10 protein-coding genes are annotated in these 19,273 nt (G+C 57.0%); 7 read left to right on the top strand and 3 right to left on the bottom strand.

The features are described 5' to 3' along the window. The first annotated feature begins 377 nt into the window (after nucleotides 1-377). From AC2FLB_RS16420 to AC2FLB_RS16390, 7 genes are all read left to right on the top strand, one after another. Nucleotides 378-1,307 (top strand): sugar phosphate isomerase/epimerase family protein, encoded by a 930-nt coding sequence (locus tag AC2FLB_RS16420; protein ID WP_496692306.1) that lies wholly within the window; start codon nucleotides 378-380, stop codon nucleotides 1,305-1,307. Then, on the top strand, nucleotides 1,288-2,697 hold the full coding sequence (locus AC2FLB_RS16415; protein ID WP_496709664.1) for an aldehyde dehydrogenase family protein: 1,410 nt from the start codon (nucleotides 1,288-1,290) through the stop codon (nucleotides 2,695-2,697). Before AC2FLB_RS16420 ends, AC2FLB_RS16415 begins: the two co-directional genes overlap by 20 nt. Further along, nucleotides 2,697-4,478: a thiamine pyrophosphate-binding protein gene (locus AC2FLB_RS16410; protein WP_496709663.1), complete on the top strand. Its 1,782-nt coding sequence runs from the start codon at nucleotides 2,697-2,699 to the stop codon at nucleotides 4,476-4,478. The genes AC2FLB_RS16415 and AC2FLB_RS16410 overlap by 1 nt, the downstream gene beginning before the upstream one ends. A gap of 282 nt (nucleotides 4,479-4,760) precedes the next feature. Further along, the gene (locus AC2FLB_RS16405; protein WP_142640095.1) at nucleotides 4,761-5,642 is read left to right on the top strand and encodes a LysR family transcriptional regulator; all 882 of its coding nucleotides are present in this window, start codon (nucleotides 4,761-4,763) and stop codon (nucleotides 5,640-5,642) included. An 85-nt stretch (nucleotides 5,643-5,727) separates the two neighbouring features. After that, nucleotides 5,728-7,431, top strand: a complete 1,704-nt coding sequence (locus tag AC2FLB_RS16400) for an NAD(P)H-dependent oxidoreductase subunit E (protein WP_496709662.1) — start codon at nucleotides 5,728-5,730, stop codon at nucleotides 7,429-7,431. Between the two features lie 13 nt (nucleotides 7,432-7,444). Then, nucleotides 7,445-10,228, top strand: coding sequence for a formate dehydrogenase subunit alpha (fdhF, locus tag AC2FLB_RS16395; RefSeq protein ID WP_496692310.1), 2,784 nt, complete (start codon nucleotides 7,445-7,447; stop codon nucleotides 10,226-10,228). Between the two features lie 312 nt (nucleotides 10,229-10,540). Further along, nucleotides 10,541-11,473, top strand: coding sequence for a LytTR family DNA-binding domain-containing protein (locus AC2FLB_RS16390; protein WP_496709661.1), 933 nt, complete (start codon nucleotides 10,541-10,543; stop codon nucleotides 11,471-11,473). A 457-nt stretch (nucleotides 11,474-11,930) separates the two neighbouring features. On the opposite strand, the gene AC2FLB_RS16385 is transcribed toward AC2FLB_RS16390, so the two are convergent. From AC2FLB_RS16385 to AC2FLB_RS16375, 3 genes are all read right to left on the bottom strand, one after another. Next, nucleotides 11,931-16,004, bottom strand: coding sequence for a translocation/assembly module TamB domain-containing protein (locus tag AC2FLB_RS16385; protein WP_496709660.1), 4,074 nt, complete (start codon nucleotides 16,002-16,004; stop codon nucleotides 11,931-11,933). Then, on the bottom strand, nucleotides 16,001-17,806 hold the full coding sequence (locus AC2FLB_RS16380) for an autotransporter assembly complex protein TamA (RefSeq protein ID WP_496692313.1): 1,806 nt from the start codon (nucleotides 17,804-17,806) through the stop codon (nucleotides 16,001-16,003). Before AC2FLB_RS16380 ends, AC2FLB_RS16385 begins: the two co-directional genes overlap by 4 nt. Before the next feature lie 156 nt (nucleotides 17,807-17,962). After that, nucleotides 17,963-19,186: a urate hydroxylase PuuD gene (locus AC2FLB_RS16375; RefSeq protein ID WP_496692314.1), complete on the bottom strand. Its 1,224-nt coding sequence runs from the start codon at nucleotides 19,184-19,186 to the stop codon at nucleotides 17,963-17,965. Nucleotides 19,187-19,273 lie beyond the last annotated feature (87 nt).

Raw genomic sequence — 19,273 nt, 5'->3', positions numbered from 1 at the left:
CTAAAACCACATTCAAAAATTCCCAATGCCAAAGTCATGATCTGCGGCAACCTCGATCTTCTAGAAAACCGCACCAAGGCCGATCAATACGGCATCGCCAGAGCCTGCGCGCCTTGATGGCGCCAGGGTTCCGGCTGATTGGCCTGCCTATCCCGGTGGTGATCACGGCGCAGACGCGTCCGATTTAACGATGCCTCTGTGGGGCCTCGCCAGTTCAGAACGATTGGATCATCATATAAGCTTTTGTAAAAAAATGATTAAACCCGCTCGAGAGCCCGTCCGGTGGTTTCAGTTTAAGTCGCGTCGCTAAGAGTTGATATTTTAAAAAATATCAGATATTTTTTACTAAGTATGATGAAAATTAGATTCGCAGACGTATGGAGCTGTCGTTCATGGTGAAACCCGAAGAGGCCGGCTCATGCCCCTCTCTCTATTCCTTGGCGCATCTGACGCTGATCGGCTGCACGCCGCCCGAGCTAGTCTACATTGCTGCCCGGTCCGGTTACGATGCCGTCAGCCCGCGTTTCATTCCGATGCATGTGCCCGGTGAGTTTACTCAATCCCCGATCGACAAGGCACAGGTGCAGGCCACCAAAACCGCTCTTTCTACTACGGGTTTGAAAGTTCTTGATGTCGAGCTTGCGCGCATCACCGAAGATGTCGACCCGCGCAGTTTTGAACCCTCTCTGGAAATAGGCGGAGAGCTTGGTGCAAAGCGTATGATCATGAGCGCGTGGACCAACACCCGCGATGATCGCGACTTCCTGATTGACGTCTATTCCGAGACCTGCGAACTGGCCGCGCCCTACGGGCTGACGGTCGATCTGGAGTTCCCCAGCTTTTCACGCCTGCGTACACTGGACGAGGCGCTGGATATTGTCCGCGCCTCCGATCAGCCGAATGGCGGTATTCTGGTCGATACGCTTTATCTGCACCTAAGCCGGGTGGATCTAGGAGAACTGCTGCACGTCCCTTCGGACCTGTTTCACTTTCTGCATATCTCTGACTGTCTACCAGGCATCGCGGATACGCGTGAGGGCATGATCCAACTGGCCCGCGATGCGCGGCTTTATCCCGGTGAAGGTTGGATTGATTTCACCGGCATCATCGAGCGGATGCCCCCTGTCGACTATTCCATTGAACTGCCCAACCAAAGCCGCGTTGCCGAGTTGGGATACGAAGAGCACGCGCGTCGCTGTCTGAGCCACGCCAAGCGAACATTCGGTGAGGCGCGATCTCAGCGCCGCATGCCCAATGCAGCAATTCTAAAACACCAAGAGGACCATCATGGGCAAAGAGCTCACTGAAGACGACCGCCGACTGGCGGCTGATATGTTGGAACGTGCCCGCGCGGCCATGGCCAAAATCGAGGATTGGGAACAGGACAGGCTGGACCGTCTGTCTCAGGCCATAGCGTGGTACGCGGGGAACGAAAAAACCTTTACGCGATTGGCTCAGCAGGGTGTGGATGAAAGCGGCATTGGTGACCGCGAAGGACGCCCTGCAAAGCGCTTCAAAATACATATGGTACTGCGCGATGTCCTGCGCACCCCGTCGACTGGGATCGTCGAGGTTGATGAGGAAAAAGGCCTGGTGAAATACGCCAAGCCTGCGGGTGTGATCGCATCCCTGATTCCAATGACAAACCCGGCGATGACACCACCGGTGACCGGTGTTTCCGCCGCTAACGCCCGTAATGCGGTCATCTTCAGCCCGCATCCACGCACAGCAGTCACGACCTATGAAATGGTCGAGGTTATGCGCGCAGCCTGTCGAGCAGCAGGAGCCCCGGAAGACTTGTTCCAATCGATCCGCAAACCTTCGATCCCTCTTACCCAGCACCTGATGGAGATTTGTGATCTGACGCTGGCAACAGGTGGGAAGCCGATGGTCAAAGCGGCCTATAGTTCAGGGCGTCCGGCTTACGGTGTCGGCGCAGGCAATTCGTCCATTGTCATCGATGAAACTGCGGATCTGGATATCGCTGCCCAGAATACACGGATTTCAAAAACGTCTGACTTTGGGTCTGGTTGTTCGGCAGATGGCAACATTATCATTCAGCGCTCGGTTTACGTTGATATGGTTAAGGCGCTTGAAGCCGAAGGTGGTTATCTTTGTTCTGACGTAGAGAAGGCCATGCTTGAAGCAGCCATGTGGGATGAGAAAGGAAACCGTACGTTCCCGACCATCGCCTGTCCGCCTCAGCAAACGGCCAAAGTCGCCGGTTTCTCGATCCCAGAAGATCGCAAATTCCTGATGGTTGAAAATCAGGGGCAAATCGGGCCGCAGCACAAGTTCTCCAAGGAAAAACTGACCACGCTGATGGCGCTATATCACTTCGACACATTCGATGACGCGCTGGAAACGGTCAGCCAAATCTATAACACCGGAGGTAAGGGCCATTCCTGCGGGATTTATAGCCATAATGACGATCACATCGACCGGTTGGCGCGTCTGGCTCCGGTCAGCCGCATGATGGTTCGACAGCCTCAGTCCAAGGCCAATGCGGGTGCCTGGACCAATGGCATGCCTATGACCAGCAGCCTCGGCTGCGGCATCTGGGGCGGCAACATCACCAATGAAAACGTCACCATGAAACATATGATGAACTACACTTGGGTCAGTCGTCCTACGCCTGAGGATCGCCCCTCGGAGCCGGACCTGTTCGGTGAATTCTACGGACAGGAGGTCGCGTGATGGACGGAGCGAAACTGGAAGGCAAAACCGTTGCCGAACATATCGTTGATTTCCTCGAACGCCGTGAGGTCAAGCACGTATTCGGCCTGTGCGGGCACACGAACATCGCGGTTCTGGCCGCGCTGGCGGAAAGTCCTATCGATTTCGTAACTGTGCGGCACGAACAGATCGCCAGCCACGCGGCGGACGCTTATGCGCGGGTTACAGGCAAGGCCTCGGTGGTGCTGTCCCATCTCTCCCCGGGACTAACTAATTGCGCCACCGGGGTCGCCAACGCGGCGTTGGATTGTATCCCCATGGTCGTGATCGCGGGTGACATTCCTACGCATTACTATGGCAAGCATCCGCATCAGGAGGTTAACCTGCACGCGGACGCTGCCCAGTGGGAGATTTATCGCCCCTTTGTCAAACGCGCCTGGCGGGTGGACCGCGCAGACCTGATGGCTGAGATACTGGAGAAGGCGTTCCATCTGGCCGAAAGTGGCCAGCCCGGGCCGGTGCTGGTCAATGTCCCTATGGACATTTTTTCAGAGGTGATCTCCGCGGACAGTTTCGACCGTATCCGCGACAACACGCGCGCGCTCAAGAAACCGTCGATTGACGACGAGACAGCGCGAGAGATTGTCGAAGCGTTGGTTAAAGCCGAAAACCCAGTCGCTTATGTCGGTGGTGGTATTCTTCTGGCACAGGCCAGCGAAGAGTTGCGAGAATTCGTTGAACATATGGGCCTACCAGTCGCGCATTCCCTGATGGGGAAAGGCGCGTTGCGGGACGACCATCCACTTGTGCTGGGAATGACTGGGTTTTGGGGCACCGAATTGGTCAACCAGTCCTGCCTGAATGCGGACTACATCTTTGCCGTTGGCACTCGGTTCAAAGAGGCCGATTGCTCCAGTTGGTATCCCGGATACACGTTCAATATTCCCGGCTCAAAGGTCATCCATATCGACATTGAGCCGCAGGAGATCGGTCGGAACTATCCCACCGAGATCGGCGTTGTTGCGGATGCCAAGGCCGCATTGCGCGTCCTTAACCGGGTTGCCCGCAAAATGTATCCCGGCGGTTTCAAGCGCCCCGCCGTTGAACAAAAGATTGCTGATTTCCGGATGGGCTTCAAAGCGCGCAATGTGGAAATGGCCACCTCATCAGCGTTTCCGATGATGCCCGAGCGTATTCTGGCAGATACCCGCAAGGCACTGCCCGAGGATGCCATCATCACGACGGACGTTGGTTGGAACAAGAACGGCGTCGGACAACAGTTCGACATCCTGACACCCGGTTCGATCCTGACCCCAGGTGGTTTTGCCACAATGGGTTTTGGCCCTCCGGGCGCGATCGGCGCGAAGCTGGCAGCACCTGATCGTGTGGTGATCAGCCTGGTTGGTGATGGTGGTTTCGGCCAAAACCCGTCGATGCTTGCGACTGCGGTCGAACTTGATCTGGGTATCATCTGGCTGGTTATGAACAACAACGCCTTCGGCACGATCGCAGGTCTTCAGAAGGCGCATTACGGTTTGACCTATGGTACAACCTTCCCAGGGTCGGCCGAAGCGCCGGCCAACGGACCGGGTTATGCAGAAATTGCACGGGCCTACGGCGCAGAGGGGCACAGGCTGGGCGCTGCTGACGAGCTGTTGCCCGCATTGGAAGCGGCAATAGCCAGCGGCAAACCCACTGTTCTTGATGTCCCAATGATCAATAACCCGACACCAACGACCGGACATTGGAACATCTTGGACATATACTCACCAGACAAAGATGTATCCCACGTTGCGACGTGAAAAGCCTGTTCGAGGAATGCCTCACCGGGGGTGTGCCTCGAACAGGCCTGCAGTGGTTTCATTCTCGCAGAGGTGAGCGAAGAAACATCAAACAGCATCACCAGTAGCGGGCTACAAAAAGAGGAACACCTCCAAAGCGCCGGGGTCCTTCAGACATTGCGTGGCAACATTTGGCGCATGATGTTGAATGCGGAGTTTAGTGGCCGGGTTTAACTCCTGCTTTCCTCATCCCAAGGAATTCCGCTAGTGTCGGCACCGACCTGATATGAGTGATGCCGCCACATGATCGAAATCCGCGACCTGCAACTGCTCAGCGCTTTGGCGCGGCACCGGCATTTTGCAAAGGCAGCCGAGGAATGCGGGATTTCCCAGCCTGCGTTTTCAATGCGTATTCGCAACCTAGAGGATCGGTTGGGCGTGTCCATCGTCCGCCGTGCCAACCGGTTTCAGGGCCTGACCGAAGAGGGCGAGATGATTGTCCAGCGGGCGCGGCGCATTCTGGACGACACCAAGGCCTTGGAACAGCAGGTGCAGGCGGCAAAGGGGGAAATCACGGGGACTCTGATACTGGGCGTGATCCCGACCGCAATCGCCTTTACGGGCCGGTTGATCAAGCGTCTGCAGCAGGCGCATCCGCGCATCATCACTCGGATCGAAACGATGTCGGCTACGGCCATTCAACATCGGCTGGACGAAGGCAGTCTGGATGCGGGCATCACATATGGCGACAGTATCGGCACCGATTTGCGGCAGGTACAGTCGCTGTATGAAGAAACCTATGTCCTGTTGATCCCGTCTCATATGACAGACGAAACGGGGCCAATTCCCTGGGCGCGGGTCGCCGAATTTCCGGTCAGCCTGCTTGAACCGCAGATGCAGAACCGCCGCATATTAGACCGGATTTTCGCCGAACAGGGCCTGCATCCTCATGTGGTCGCGGAAACCAGCGGGTTCACTGCCTCAATGGTCATGGCGCGTGAGGGATTGGCGGCCACCGTGGTGCCACGCGTGTTGGTACGGGCGTTGGGGGATCTGAAAGGAACAAAGGTTCTGCCTTTGGTCGATCCGGTGGTCAGCAAACCTATCTGTCTGGCGACCCTGACACGTGATCCGGAACTGCCAACGGTTGGAGCGTTGCGCGCGGTGGTGACGTCTTTGCGGTGATAAGGTGTCGTTATCGTGCGATTGAAATATGCGATTTGACGATATGCTAGTCTGATGAGACACGGGGCCTGAATCGGAGGGCATCATGGCACCATTAGATACCAAGCCATCAGGCGCGCCAAAGGGCGTCTGGAAGTCAGGTAAAGGCAAGGGGCGGCACACGCCCAAAGGCCGTCAGTTCACGGATGAGGCGGCGGCCGAGATTGCGCGCTTGCTGGGGGATCGCCCCCGCCGTCGCGACCTTTTGATCGAATTCCTGCATCTGATTCAGGACGAACACGGCCATATCAGCGCTGACCACATTGCCGCGCTTGCAGTCGAGATGCGGATCGGTCAGGCAGAGATCTATGAGACCGCCACCTTCTATGCCCATTTCGATGTGGTGAAAGAGGATGAAGCCCCGCCGCCCGCGCTGACCATCCGCGTCTGCGATTCCCTGTCCTGCGAAATGGCCGGTGCCCAGCAGTTGCAAAAGGCGTTGGAAGACGGTCTTGATCCTTCCAACGTCCGTGTCCTGCGTGCGCCTTGCATGGGTCGTTGCGATACTGCGCCTGTGCTGGAGATCGGGCATAACCATATCGACCATGCCACCCCTGAAAAGGTGCAGGCGGCGATTGCTGCGGATGATACCCACGCCCATTTACCCGCCTATGAAACCTTTGCAGCATATGAAGCAAACGGCGGCTATGCCAAGCTGAAGGAGCTGCGCGAGAGCGGTGATTGGGAGAAAGTACAGGAAGACATCCTGTCCTCGGGCTTGCGCGGTCTGGGTGGTGCTGGCTTCCCGTCCGGCAAGAAATGGGGCTTCGTTCGCATGAACGAAGGCACCCGCTATCTGGTAGTGAATGGCGATGAAGGCGAGCCTGGCACGTTCAAAGATCGCTTCTACCTCGAGCGCACGCCGCATGTCTTCCTTGAAGGCATGCTGATAGCTGCCTGGGCGGTAGAGGCCGAGACCTGCTTTATCTACATGCGCGATGAATATCCGGCGGTGCTGGAAATTCTACGCCGCGAGATTGCCGAGCTGGAACAAGCTGGCCTGGTTGAAAAGGGATATATCGATCTGCGCCGGGGCGCCGGTGCCTATATATGCGGCGAAGAATCCGCGATGATCGAGTCGATCGAAGGCAAGAAAGGCTTGCCGCGTCACCGGCCTCCGTTTGTGGCGCAGGTTGGGGTCTTTAACCGTCCGACCTTGGTGCACAATGTCGAGACGCTCTATTGGGTGTCGAAAATCTGCCGCGAAGGGCCCCAAGTGCTGAACAGCACGGAAAAGAATGGGCGCACGGGTCTGCGCAGCTATTCGGTCTCGGGCCGGGTGGCGCAGCCGGGCGTCTATCTGTTGCCTGCGGGATCGACCATATTGGATGTGATTGAGGCCGCTGGTGGCATGGCCGAGGGTCACGTTTTCAAAGCCTATCAACCGGGCGGGCCGTCTTCGGGCCTGTTGCCTGCGTCAATCGACGACGTGCCGCTGGATTTCGACACGCTGCAACCTCTGGGTACGTTTATCGGGTCGGCCGCCGTGGTGGTGCTGTCCGATCAGGACACTGCCCGCGACGCGGCGCTGAATATGCTGCGGTTTTTCGAGGATGAAAGCTGTGGCCAATGCACGCCCTGCCGGGCGGGCTGCGAAAAGGCGGTTAAGCTGATGCAGGCTGACACGTGGGACCAGGATTTACTGGAAGACCTGTGTCAGGTCATGGGCGATGCCTCGATCTGCGGTCTGGGGCAGGCGGCCCCGAACCCGATCCGCCTGGTCATGAAACATTTCGCTGACGAAATCTGAGGGAGACAGAGCCATGCTTGATGCAAGCCCAACCAAGACCGTCACCTTCAACCTGAACGGCGATGACGTCACCGTCCCCGAGGGCTGGACCATCTGGGAAGCCGCCAAGGGGCAGGGGTTCACCATTCCGCACCTGTGTCATAAGCCGCAGCCGGGCTATAAACCCGACGGCAACTGCCGCGCCTGCATGGTCGAGGTGGAAGGCGAGCGCACTCTTGTCGCTTCGTGCATTCGCCCTGCGGCGGACGGCATGGTGGTGAAAACCGACAGCGACCGTGCCGAGAAATCGCGCGCAATGGTCATGGAATTGCTGGTCGCCGATCAACCCGAAGAGGCGCACGATAAATCCAGCCATTTCTGGGACATGGCCGAACTGAACGATGTCAGCAACAGCCGGTTCCCTGCCAAAGAGGCCGAGAAAATCCCGTTGCTGGATGACAGCCATATCGCGATGCGGGTTAATCTGGATGCTTGCATCAACTGCAACCTCTGCGTCCGGGCCTGCCGGGATGTGCAGGTCAATGATGTGATCGGGATGGCCGGGCGTGGTCACACCGCGCAAGTGGTGTTCGATCAGAACGACCCGATGGGCGATTCAACTTGTGTGGCCTGTGGTGAATGCGTTCAGGCCTGTCCGACCGGTGCATTGATGCCAGCCACTGTGTTGGACGAAAAGCAGCAGGGCGACAGCAAGGATTATGATTCCGAGACCGAAAGCGTCTGCCCGTTCTGCGGCGTCGGCTGCAAGGTCTCGCTGAAGGTCAAGGACGGCAAGGTCAAGTATGTCGAAGGCATCAACGGCCCGGCCAACGAAGGCCGCTTGTGCGTCAAAGGCCGCTTTGGTTTCGACTACATCCACCACCCACACCGCCTGACCAAACCGCTGATCCGGCGTGAGGATGCGCCCGCCAAGGGGTTGAATGTCGACCCTTCGAACCTGTCGACCCATTTCCGCGAAGCGACCTGGGAAGAGGCGATGGACCTGGCGTCCTCCAGACTGAAGGTGTTGCGCGATCAGGACCCACGCAATGTCGCGGGCTTTGGCTCGGCCAAATGCACCAACGAAGAAGCATATCTGTTCCAGAAGTTCATTCGTCAGGGATTTGGGCACAACAATGTCGACCACTGCACGCGTCTGTGCCACGCCTCATCGGTGGCGGCGCTGATTGAAAACGTCGGTTCGGGTGCTGTGACCGCAACCTTTAACGAGATCGAAAACGCGGATGTGGCCATCATCATCGGGGCCAACCCGATTGAGAACCACCCCGTTGCGGCGACCTATTTCAAGCAGTTCACCAAGCGCGGCGGCAAGCTGATCGTGATGGACCCACGTGGTGTCGGCATGCGTAAATTTGCCGATGAGATGCTGCAATTCCGCCCCGGTGCCGATGTCTCGATGCTGAACGCGATCATGAACGTGATCGTAGAGGAAGAGCTGTATGACAGCCAGTACATCCACCGCTGGACCGAGAACTGGGAGGCCGAGAAGGAACACCTGCGCGCCTTCACCCCCGAAGCGATGGCCCCGATCTGCGGTATCGAACCCGATCAGTTGCGCCGCGTGGCGCGCATCTTTGCACAGGCCAAGGCCGGGCTTATTTTCTGGGGTATGGGTGTCAGTCAGCATATCCACGGCACTGACAATTCGCGCTGCCTGATCTCGCTGGCGTTGATGACCGGCAACGTTGGTAAACCCGGCGCGGGCCTGCACCCGCTGCGCGGTCAGAACAACGTGCAGGGCGCGTCGGACGCGGGCCTGATCCCGATGTTCCTGCCCGATTACAAAACGGTGACCGATGACAACATCCGGGCACAGTTCACCTCGGTCTGGGGATCTGAGGATTTCTCGAACGAAAAAGGCCTGACCGTCACTGAAATCATCGATCAAGCATATGCGGGCAATATCAAGGGCATGTATATTCAGGGTGAAAACCCAGCCATGTCCGACCCCGATGTTGGCCACGCGCGGGACGCGCTGGCCAAGCTGGAGTTGATGATCGTGCAGGACATCTTCCTGACCGAAACGGCGAACTACGCCGACATCATCCTGCCTGCCTCGGCGCTGTATGAAAAGAACGGCACCGTGTCGAACACCAACCGTCAGGTACAACGAGTGCGTCCGGCTGTGGCGCCTCCGGGCGAGGCGCGCGAGGATTGGAAAATCACCGTCGAACTTGCGCAGCGCATTGGTCTGAACTGGTCTTATTCGGATGTGTCCGAAGTGTTTGCCGAGATGAAGCTGACGATGGAGTCTCTCGACAACATCACCTGGGAGCGGCTGGAGACCGAAACAATCACCTACCCGTCGCTGTCTGAGACCGATCCGGGCCAAGCGATTGTGTTTGGTGATGGCTTCCCTCGTGCCGATGGGCGGGCCAAGTTCACTCCTGCCAGTGTGATCCAGCCGGATGAAGCGCCGGATGAGGAGTATCCGATGATCGCCACCACGGGTCGTCAGCTTGAACATTGGCACACAGGGTCAATGACCCGCCGAGCCACGGTGCTGGATGCGGTTGAACCAGAGGCCAACTGTTCGATGAACCCGCGCCAGTTGAAGCTGATGGGAATTGAACCGGGCGAGACCATTCGCCTGACCACCCGTCGCGGCTCGATCGAGATCATGGTGCGTGCCGACCGGGCGATTGCAGAGGACATGGTGTTCATCCCCTTTGCCTATGTTGAGGCGGCGGCGAATATCCTGACCAACTCGGCCATCGACCCTTATGGTAAAATCCCTGAGTTCAAATTCTCGGCCATTCGAGTTGAAAAGATCGAAGACGCAATCGCGGCTGAGTAAGAGTGTCGGAGTAGAATTTTTGAGGGCGGCCTTGCGAGGTCGCCCTTTTAGGTTTCCGCGACGTCAACGCGGAAATAGGCATTTCCCACTCAGCTTTGCGCCATTTGCGCCATATTTCTCTGGTTTCAGCAATTTTGAGCCTAAGAAAACGCCACCAAAGCGCCCATTTTGCGGTCGTCAGGTTAGGTCTTGATTGGGTTTGGAAACGAAATTGGGGAACCGATTGCGCAGGGCCCGAACCTGTGGGCAGTCGGGCCTAGGCGCCGAAGCCGAAATAGATGGTAGTAGCGCGATCAGAGCAACAAGGGCTGAATGAAACCGCAAGACGTGTATAACGATTTGAAACAGGCTGAGCTTTCGTTTGTTGTATTGCCGGGTATGTCGGTTGATGCGATCCTGAGCGAAGTCCTTAGTTTTTTCCTGTCCAGAAACTTCCTGATGTTTCTGCCTGCTTTGATGCTGCTGCTCATTGGTGCGACGCCGTCATTGTTTGCTGAACCGCTAAACGGGCTGGGGCGCACGATCTATTGGATGTGCGGATTGCTGGGGTATATGGGCTCGGTGGTGCTGATGTTGCTTTTTGAAGCATTCTGCAGCCGATATCTGGGCATCAAACGGTTTTTCACCCCGCTGACATGTTTTCCCATTGCGTATGGGGCGATGCAGTTTGCCCAATTCGCAACGACAATGGTTTTCAGTACATTTCTGTCTTTCAGCTTTGAAAACTCGCCGCTTTTGCTGCCTCAGTACTTTCTCGTCGTTGGAATTGAAGTGATCGTAATCGTTTGGGTTTTTCCACCTTATCTGGCCCGCCTGCGCGCCAGCGATCCGCAACCCGAGGACGAGCCGGATAGCAGAGTGGAATCCCGTGTTCCTGTGGCCAATGGTTTAGTGTCCGCCAATGGGCAAAATTTTTTGGCCAAGGACATTTTGTTCGTTCAGGCTCAGCAGCACTATGTCACCCTGCGTGTAGATGAAAAAGAAGTGCTGGTGCGTTCAACGTTCAAAGGCATCCTATCGCAAATGCCAGAATGCTATGGCCTACAGGTGCATCGGTCCTTTTGGGTTGCCAATCGGTGTGTGGATATTGCTCAAAGCCTGAATGAAGTCGGATATCTGGTTCTGGGCTGCGGCAAAAAGATCGCTATCGCCCGTAGTCGGCACGGCGCCGTGCGTGATTGGCTGTCCGAGATGGCGTCAGCGGAAAGCCCGGCAACAGTCAAAGCTTCACCACAACAAACCTGACATCGTTCGGCAGAAACATCCGGCTTATCGGTTCGTTTAGATAATCCACCTTCCCATCGCTACTGGGTACAGAATACGCAGTGGATGGGAAGGTGGACAGTTCAATATTTTTAGTAATGAAAAGACTTGAATTTTGATCTTTTGCTTTCCCCGATTTTGAGTTTTTCCCCCTCTATAATCAGGTCGTACTGGTCAACACGTCACTCGATAAAGGCGCCGCAAAACCAGGCGCTGCCTTCTTTTCCTGCATAGGCACGGACCTGGCAATGAAATTGGTACGAAACGTCAAAAATTCGAAACGAATGGCAATGAAAATTCGTGTCGCACGAAATGAATAGAGCGACTTGTGCATTCGCTGTCATGTTAAGAAGTTGATAGTTAAGGGGTTAATGAAATTCCCTGCCTTCCTGTGATTTGGCCCGAAACTGTTGTCACAGATGCAGAGTTTCGCGCAGGATTAGTAGTCGCGCTCGAAAAAGACACCCAATCCCGTTTCCCCCCGCCCGTCAACGGTTCCGCGCATGGTGATATTATCGGTGACGTCCAGATTGAGGTTCACTTCGGTATTTCCTTCGGTGTTCACGTTAAAGTCGGTATAGAGATTGTCACCCAGATACGCCCCGGCGCCCAAAATTCCGCCGCTTGACGTTGCTCCGATATCGACTGTGTCGACACCGGTCGACTCCCTCAGACCCTTGGTTGCATCTCCTCCTGCACCGCTGAGCTGCGCCAGCGATGCCGCCATCTGGGCAATGACAAAGGGCGACAGCTCAGAGAAACGATTGCCAAACAACAGCATGGCCAGCGCCTCTTCTGCTGGCCGTTCCGGATCCGAGAACACGTTGACTTCGGGGGCGTCCAGCGGCCCGGCGATTTCGATTGTAGCGGTCCCGTCCGAGGTGCTGTTTGAGGATTCAAATTCGATATAGGGTGTCAAGTCGCCTTGTAGGGTCACGATACCTTTTGTCAGGGCCAGCCTGCGGCCCAGAATGTCGAAATTGCCTCGGATTAGAGCGATCTGACCCGAAGGAATGATCGAGGTTGTTGTACCGCCTATGTACAGCTGTCCGCCGAGTTCGGCATTCACGCCTCGACCTCGGACAAACACGGCTTTGGGGGCGAGCAGAGCGATGTCCAGCGCAATACGGGAATCGCTTTGGGTGGCATCGTCCTGTTTTACCAAACGGGCACGTTCCCGAGTCCTATAGCTGGCCGCGTTTTCGTTGATATGTTCGATCTCTGGTATGGGCGCAGCGCCAACCGCACCCGAGGCGGCGGCGAGGTTAATATTGGTTTCCTCGAATGTAATTTGCCCGACTATTGTGCTGTTGCCCGCCAAAGCTCCGGTCATTGCGATTTGCCCGTTCAGGATCGTCTCGTACAAAAGCTGATCCGTCAGCACGAGACGATTGAGCGTGGTCGTAATTTGCGCATTGAACGGAGGCGTCAGGTCAATCGGGCCCGCGACGGTGAAATTACCCCCGGCGCGGGTTCCACCATTTAGGGAGATGTTGGCGCGGTTGCTGGCCAACTCGACCGCGCCGCTGATGCCGGTAATGGTCTGACCGGCACCCGGTATCGCCAACGAGGTTCCAGAGGTCGTGATCGACCCGCTGAGCGCCTCAAGCGAGGGTTGGCCATTCAAGCTAAGGTCGTACCGCGCAGTCCCGTCGATTTGGTTGGGGGTGATGAACAGGTTTGCGATACCGATATTAACCCCGCCTTGCGCATTCAGATCGGCGTTTCCTGTGGTTTCATCGAACGTGCCCGAGATTTCGCCGGTGATCTGTGCCGGACCCTGCGCCGAAGAGTTGATGGTCCAGACGCCTGCCTTGCGCTTTGCGGTCCCATTGGCGGTGATTGTACCTGGAAAGTCTGGGGCGAAACGCTCGACCTTGTTTAGCTCGGCGTCAAAGTCCAAGTCTGCCGATCCGTCAGAGCCGACCGACCCCGTCAGCGACGCGTATGAACTGTCCGGCCCACGCAAGCTGACTCTTCCTTCAAGGCCCGAAGCTGTTGGTGCGGCGTTGCCTTCCAGCGTCAGTGGTCCTGACAACGTCTTGGAAATCCGCGCCAGATCGTCCAGTTTTACCGAATAGCTCAGCCCGCCGGTCTCTTTGCTGACCTGACCCGAAGCGTCTGCGGTCAAGGCGGTGCCCCGCAGTTTGAAGTTTTGGACATTCAGACCCTGATCACTGTTCTCGGCATCGACACGCAGCGTCGTTCGACCTTCGATCAGTTTGTCGACGAGACTGATGCCAATCTGGACGTCCTGCGCATCGACATCGCCGGCTATGTCGAAGGTCTGGCTGGACAAAGCTCCGTTGCCATTGATATCCGCGGTAACCGACCCGGCAAGATCCCGGCCCGCGAGGTCCGAAAATAGCGAAAGATCAGGGACAGTCACCTGTGCCTGACCATCAAGAACCAGATTGCCGGTTGGGTCATTGATCGACGCGCTCACCTGTGCTGTCAGGGCCCGTCCGTTGATGGTGGCTTTGCGTATGTCGATAAGGTCTCCCGTTTTCGCACCATCCCAGGTGATCACGGTTTTGCCTGCAAGCAGAGGATCGACTTCGGACATACCTGTCTGCAGATCCTGCGTCGTAATGCTGGCCGTGCCATCAAACTCTTGCGTCTGCAGGGTGCCTTTGCCGTCCATTTGGGCGCTGAGCGACCCGCCCAGCTGCCGCTGGGCCAGCCCGGAAAAGACCGAGAGGTCGGGCGCGTTGAGGCTGGCCTGACCGTCGATTGTCAGATTGCCATCAGGCGTGGTCACTTCGCCACTTGCCTGTGCCTGCGCGGCCTGACCGTTCAGTTTGAACTCGCGTATGGATATTCCATCCGCCCCACGGCGAGCATCCAGAGCGATGGTGGTCTGGCCGGTGATTACGGGGTCGATATCGTTGCGGCCCGTAGACAGGTTGTTGCCCTGAACAACAATTTTGCCATCAAAGCTGCCCTCAAGCGGAGAGCCCTTGCCCTGAACCTCTGCCGACGCCGACCCTGCCAGTTCCAACTGGGCAAGGCCAGAGAACCGGGACAGGTCGGTAGCGTCCAGCGTTGCTTTGCCATCAACAGCCAATCCGCTGGTTAATCCGCTAATCAGCGTGTCCAGGGCCAGAGTGTAATCTGACCCGACCAGTTCGAAACCGGACAATGTCAGCGACTGGTCATCGCCATACTCAAATTGCCCGTCCAGCGTGATGCGGTCTCCGACGGCTGTGTTCAGGTTCGGATCGGTCAGATCTATGCCAGTGACGCTGGCCTGCAGATCGCCGTTCACCGTAAATCCAAGGGTCTGATCGAGCACGCCTTGCGCGATAATTTGCATGCTCTCAAGTTCGGCCTGGGGGGATTTGAACTTATCTGCTGTCAGGCTAAGATCCCAGAGATTGCCGTTCTTCTGATCAAACAAGGTCGAGATCTGCGCGGACTTGATCGTTTTGTCACCACCGCCAACCGGAAGCGTGACCGCCTGTCCCTGCGGCGGGGTAATGCGTCCCTGCAAGGCGGCAAACTGCAATGTGCCACCTTCGGCAAGGGCCAACTTCCCCTCAAGGTTTAGGGCCTGCGTTGCAAGCTGAAGATCGGACAGGTCCAGCGCCCCTTCGGGCAGGGTCTGACCCTGCACGAACAGCCGCGAGTCCGTCCCGAAAAACGGGTCGATGGCAGGGCCGACGAAAGGAGTCAGGTCTCCGTTCAGATCGGCGGTAAATGCTATGCCTTCCGCAGTGTCGTCAGGGGTCGAACCAAGCCGAACCTGCCCGGCCAGACGCTGCTGCCCGTCACTGCTCAGCCCGATATCGGCGGTGAAATCCGTCAGCGGTCCGGCGCCTTTTGCCGTCAGCTCGATCGTTGGGCTGTCGGGAATGTTCAAAGCGGTCGAAATAAGCCCGCCGGATGCCTCGGCCACGTTCAGGTCCAGATTGATCTCGCTTGTCGAGTTGTCAAACCCGGCGGTCAATGTGATCTCATCTCCGGCACGGTCCAGCCGCACCACGTCGAGATTGGTGTCCAGCGTTCCATCAGCAAGCGACAGATTTCCGGTGACGGATAAGTCGGCGGCCACCCCAATCAGCGGCTGCCCCAGCGACAACTGATCCACGCGGATTTCGCCGATTTCAACTGCGACAGGCAGCTCGGGCAGCTGGAATGTCTGGGTTTCCGCAGAAGGAGGAGGGGCATCTTTGGTTGTGGTGCCCGGCGCGCGGGCTACGTCGATCTCTTGCGCTGTCAGCGCATTGACCGAGAACCGCCCCCGTATCAGGGCCAGTCTGTTCCAATCCAGTTCGGCATCTTTGATGGTCAGCCAGACGCCCTCATCATCCGATACCGTGATCTCTGCGATTGTGGCCCGTGCGCTCAGCGCGCCTTGCAAGCCTTTGACGGTTACGTTCTGATCATCACCGGACAGGGTATCCTGCAGAAACTGCTCTAGCATACTGCCGCCTTCGTCCTGCGCCAGAACGGGGTACGGCACCCACAGCAGAACCGCCGCAACAACTGGATATGAGAAACGATGTGTCAAAATGCCTGACCAATTCCGATGTAAAACTGCAGACCATCTCCGGTGTCGCCCTGAACGGGAAGGGCCAGATCCAGACGCAGGGGGCCAAAGCCGCCAAGGTCGTATCTGATCCCAAGCCCGGCGCCGGAATGGCTCTCAGCGGCGCTGCTGACAAAAGAGGACGTGTCTACAACACCATAATCATAAAACCCGACCAGCGATATTGTCTCGGTGATCTTGCCGCGAACCTCGCCGGACAGCCCGAGGAAAGACTTGCCGCCAGCAACCTCATTGCCAACAGGGATGCCGAGGCTTTCATAGGGCTGACCGCGCACAGTGCCCGCACCGCCCGAAAAGAACAGGAAATCGGGTGTGACCCCGTCCAAGGCGGGTCCTACAATTGACCCAATCTGGACCCGTCCTGCCAGCACGAGACGACCTTGCGTCCGCAGACTGGTATAGGCACGCGCGTCCGCAAACATCCTGAGGCCTGTTTCTGTGTCGGACAGGCCGACAAATGGCATCACACGGGCATCCAGGTAATAGCCATTGGTGGCGCTGACCTTGCTGTCCCTTTCATCCCATTCTGATCGGAACGGCATGATAAAATAGCGGAACTTACGCCCGTCGCCATAGGCGTCATCTGCATCCGACCACTGAAACCCGGCGGATGCTTCGGCGTATAGGCGGTCTGAAAATGTGCGTCTTGCACCATAGGCCAGTGACGTCACCGTCACGTTGTAATTATCGGTGTTGCGACGTTCCAGAAGGGCGCTCCAGAACGTGCTGTCATCGGGGCCCAGCCGGTCAGGCTGATCCAGCCGCAGCCCGATGCGCCCGTCCAGATCCTCGGCCCCGCCAATATTGCGCAACGATGCCTCAAACCGCAGGCGTTGGGCGCGGCGGAACACGTTGCGATGCGTCCAGGTCGTCGACAGCTCCATCCCGTCGCGCGAGGCCACTTCCAAACCGAAGGTCAGGCGGCGTTTGGGCATGTCTTCAAGATAGACATCGAAATCCAGGGAGCCATCAGGGTTAGGAGTGTCGTGCTCTTCGATCGAGACAATATTAAACGTGCCGGTGCGGCGAAGCCGGGTTCCGACCTTTTGCACCTGCTGGGGGGAATACACCTCTCCGGTTGGGAAGCCGGCGATTTGTTCGACGGACCTGTGGCGAACATCGCTGTCGCCTTTGATGTACATTTTTCCAAAGCTCAGACGCGGTCCCGGGGCGAGGTCAATGCGGGAATCCAGCTTTGCCTGGGCGTGGCGGGCAATGACTTTCTGGCCGCTGACCTCGGCCTTGGCATGACCAGCGTCACGCCATCCCTGCACGCCTGCTGACGCGGCTTGCTGAATGGCGCCGGTGGTGGCCAGTTTGCCCGTCGCATAGTCTTCGGGAAGAACCGTTTCGGTCGCGATCGGCCGGACCACCGCCTGGCCAAATGTGAAGGTTGGGCCGGTTTTAACAGCAATCACGATTTTGTTGATCTGATTGGGCACGTTGAGTGAGCTGAGTTCCGCCGCCTCTTTCCCGTCCAGTTTAATGCTGACGACGGGACTGAAATAGCCTTCGTCATAAAGGATCTGAACAATGGTGGTATAGTCCGACAGGGCCGCTGACAAAAGTTCAAGCGGCGTGTCCAGCCCGCGGGATTCTGCGGTTGTCACCGATGCGGTATCTTCGATCCGTTCAACCAGCGCTTTCGGAGCGCCCGGTGCCGTGAGGACGGTTTCCAATGCGGCCAGCGACGTGGGTAATGTGGCGACGACTATTCCGAACAGACAATTTCTCACAAAGCTGCATTGTCTTATTCGCTGCATCTATTGGCTCCAGCTGCCCCAACTAGAAATTAATTTCGGCGCCTTTTCGGATGTGGCGGCCCCTTAAAGATAGTTAGAACATCTGTAATCGTGTAGGGGAAGCGTTTATCGTTTGGCCAAGAAAATTAGCGGAACAAGTGATGGCTCAGTGCCAGTTCAAAGGCCAGCATTGCGGAACCAGCGAATGATCGCCGCGCGATCTTCCGGTTCCATATAGGTGACATTTGCGGGTGGCATGGCGTGACTGACACCGGCCTGCAGGTAAATCTGTTTCGCATTGCGGGCGATGTCACCTTGGGTTTCCAGAAGAATGCCCTTTGGCGCCCACAGGATGCCGTCCCAAACCGGTTCGCGCGCATGGCACATGGAACAGCGCCCCAGAACGACATCATGTGCCTGTTCGAACCCGTCTGCTGCTGCGTATTTCTGTTCAAATGCGGTGAGCGGCTGCGCCTCGGCCTCCTCCAGAGGTTTGTACATAGGCGCGGTGGACAGCCACATGATGGCGATGAATAGCAGAGCGGTCACCAGCCAGGTCCAGGTCGGATCACCGGCGCGGGCGTGGCGTGTATTGAAGTAGTGACGGATTGTGACACCCATCAGAAATACCAGCGCCGCAATGATCCAGTTGTATTGGGTGGCAAAGGCCAGCGGGTAGTGGTTCGAAAGCATCAGGAAAACCACAGGCAAGGTCAGATAGTTGTTATGAGTCGAACGCAACTTGGCGATCTTGCCGTATTTCGGGTCCGGGGTGCGGCCATTCTTAAGGTCGTCTACGACGATGCGCTGGTTCGGCATGATGATGAAGAATACATTCGCTGTCATGATCGTGGCGGTGAATGCGCCCAGATGCAGCATCATCGCGCGCCCGGTGAATATCTGGTTGTACCCCCAGCCCATCACCACCAGCAGGACAAACAGCAGCACCATCAGTAATGTTGGGCGCTCACCCAGACCGGATTTGCATAGGAAGTCGTAGATAAGCCAGCCCATAGTCAACGAGGCAGCCGAGATCAGAATGCCCTGCCACAGCGCTAGATCGGCCTTTTGGGCATCAATCAGATAAAGCTCTCCACCAACCCAGTAGACGATCATCAACAGCGCAGCTCCGCTAAGCCAGGTGGCATAGCTTTCCCATTTGAACCAGGTCAGATGATCCGGCATCCGCTCGGGTGCGACGAGGTATTTCTGAATATGGTAAAAGCCGCCGCCATGTACCTGCCATTCTTCCCCGTCGGCGGGGCCGGGGATATCCCGATTCAGGCCAAGGTCCAGAGCGATGAAGTAAAAGGATGATCCGATCCAGGCAATAGCAGTGATTACGTGCAGCCAGCGCACAGCAAATGCCATCCAATCCCAGAACACGGCGAATTCAAACATGAGAGTTCTCTCCAGTAGGTTATCGTCACCCTAGGCAAACTGGCTTTTCTTCGGTATTCCCGTATATTGTCAAACTGTATCAAAAAA

The sequence above is a fragment of the Ruegeria sp. CDSA236 genome (genome assembly GCF_059611285.1).
The sequence above is the reverse complement of the archived record's forward strand: the minus strand, read 5'-3'. Positions and strand labels throughout refer to the sequence as shown.

Coding starts and splice junctions, on each gene's coding strand:
- AC2FLB_RS16420 (WP_496692306.1), top strand. CDS start 378: ATGGAGCTGTCGTTCATGGTGAAACCCGAAGAGGCCGGCTCATGCCCC.
- AC2FLB_RS16415 (WP_496709664.1), top strand. CDS start 1,288: ATGGGCAAAGAGCTCACTGAAGACGACCGCCGACTGGCGGCTGATATG.
- AC2FLB_RS16410 (WP_496709663.1), top strand. CDS start 2,697: ATGGACGGAGCGAAACTGGAAGGCAAAACCGTTGCCGAACATATCGTT.
- AC2FLB_RS16405 (WP_142640095.1), top strand. CDS start 4,761: ATGATCGAAATCCGCGACCTGCAACTGCTCAGCGCTTTGGCGCGGCAC.
- AC2FLB_RS16400 (WP_496709662.1), top strand. CDS start 5,728: ATGGCACCATTAGATACCAAGCCATCAGGCGCGCCAAAGGGCGTCTGG.
- fdhF (WP_496692310.1), top strand. CDS start 7,445: ATGCTTGATGCAAGCCCAACCAAGACCGTCACCTTCAACCTGAACGGC.
- AC2FLB_RS16390 (WP_496709661.1), top strand. CDS start 10,541: ATGAAACCGCAAGACGTGTATAACGATTTGAAACAGGCTGAGCTTTCG.
- AC2FLB_RS16380 (WP_496692313.1), bottom strand. CDS start 17,806: ATGCAGCGAATAAGACAATGCAGCTTTGTGAGAAATTGTCTGTTCGGA.
- AC2FLB_RS16375 (WP_496692314.1), bottom strand. CDS start 19,186: ATGTTTGAATTCGCCGTGTTCTGGGATTGGATGGCATTTGCTGTGCGC.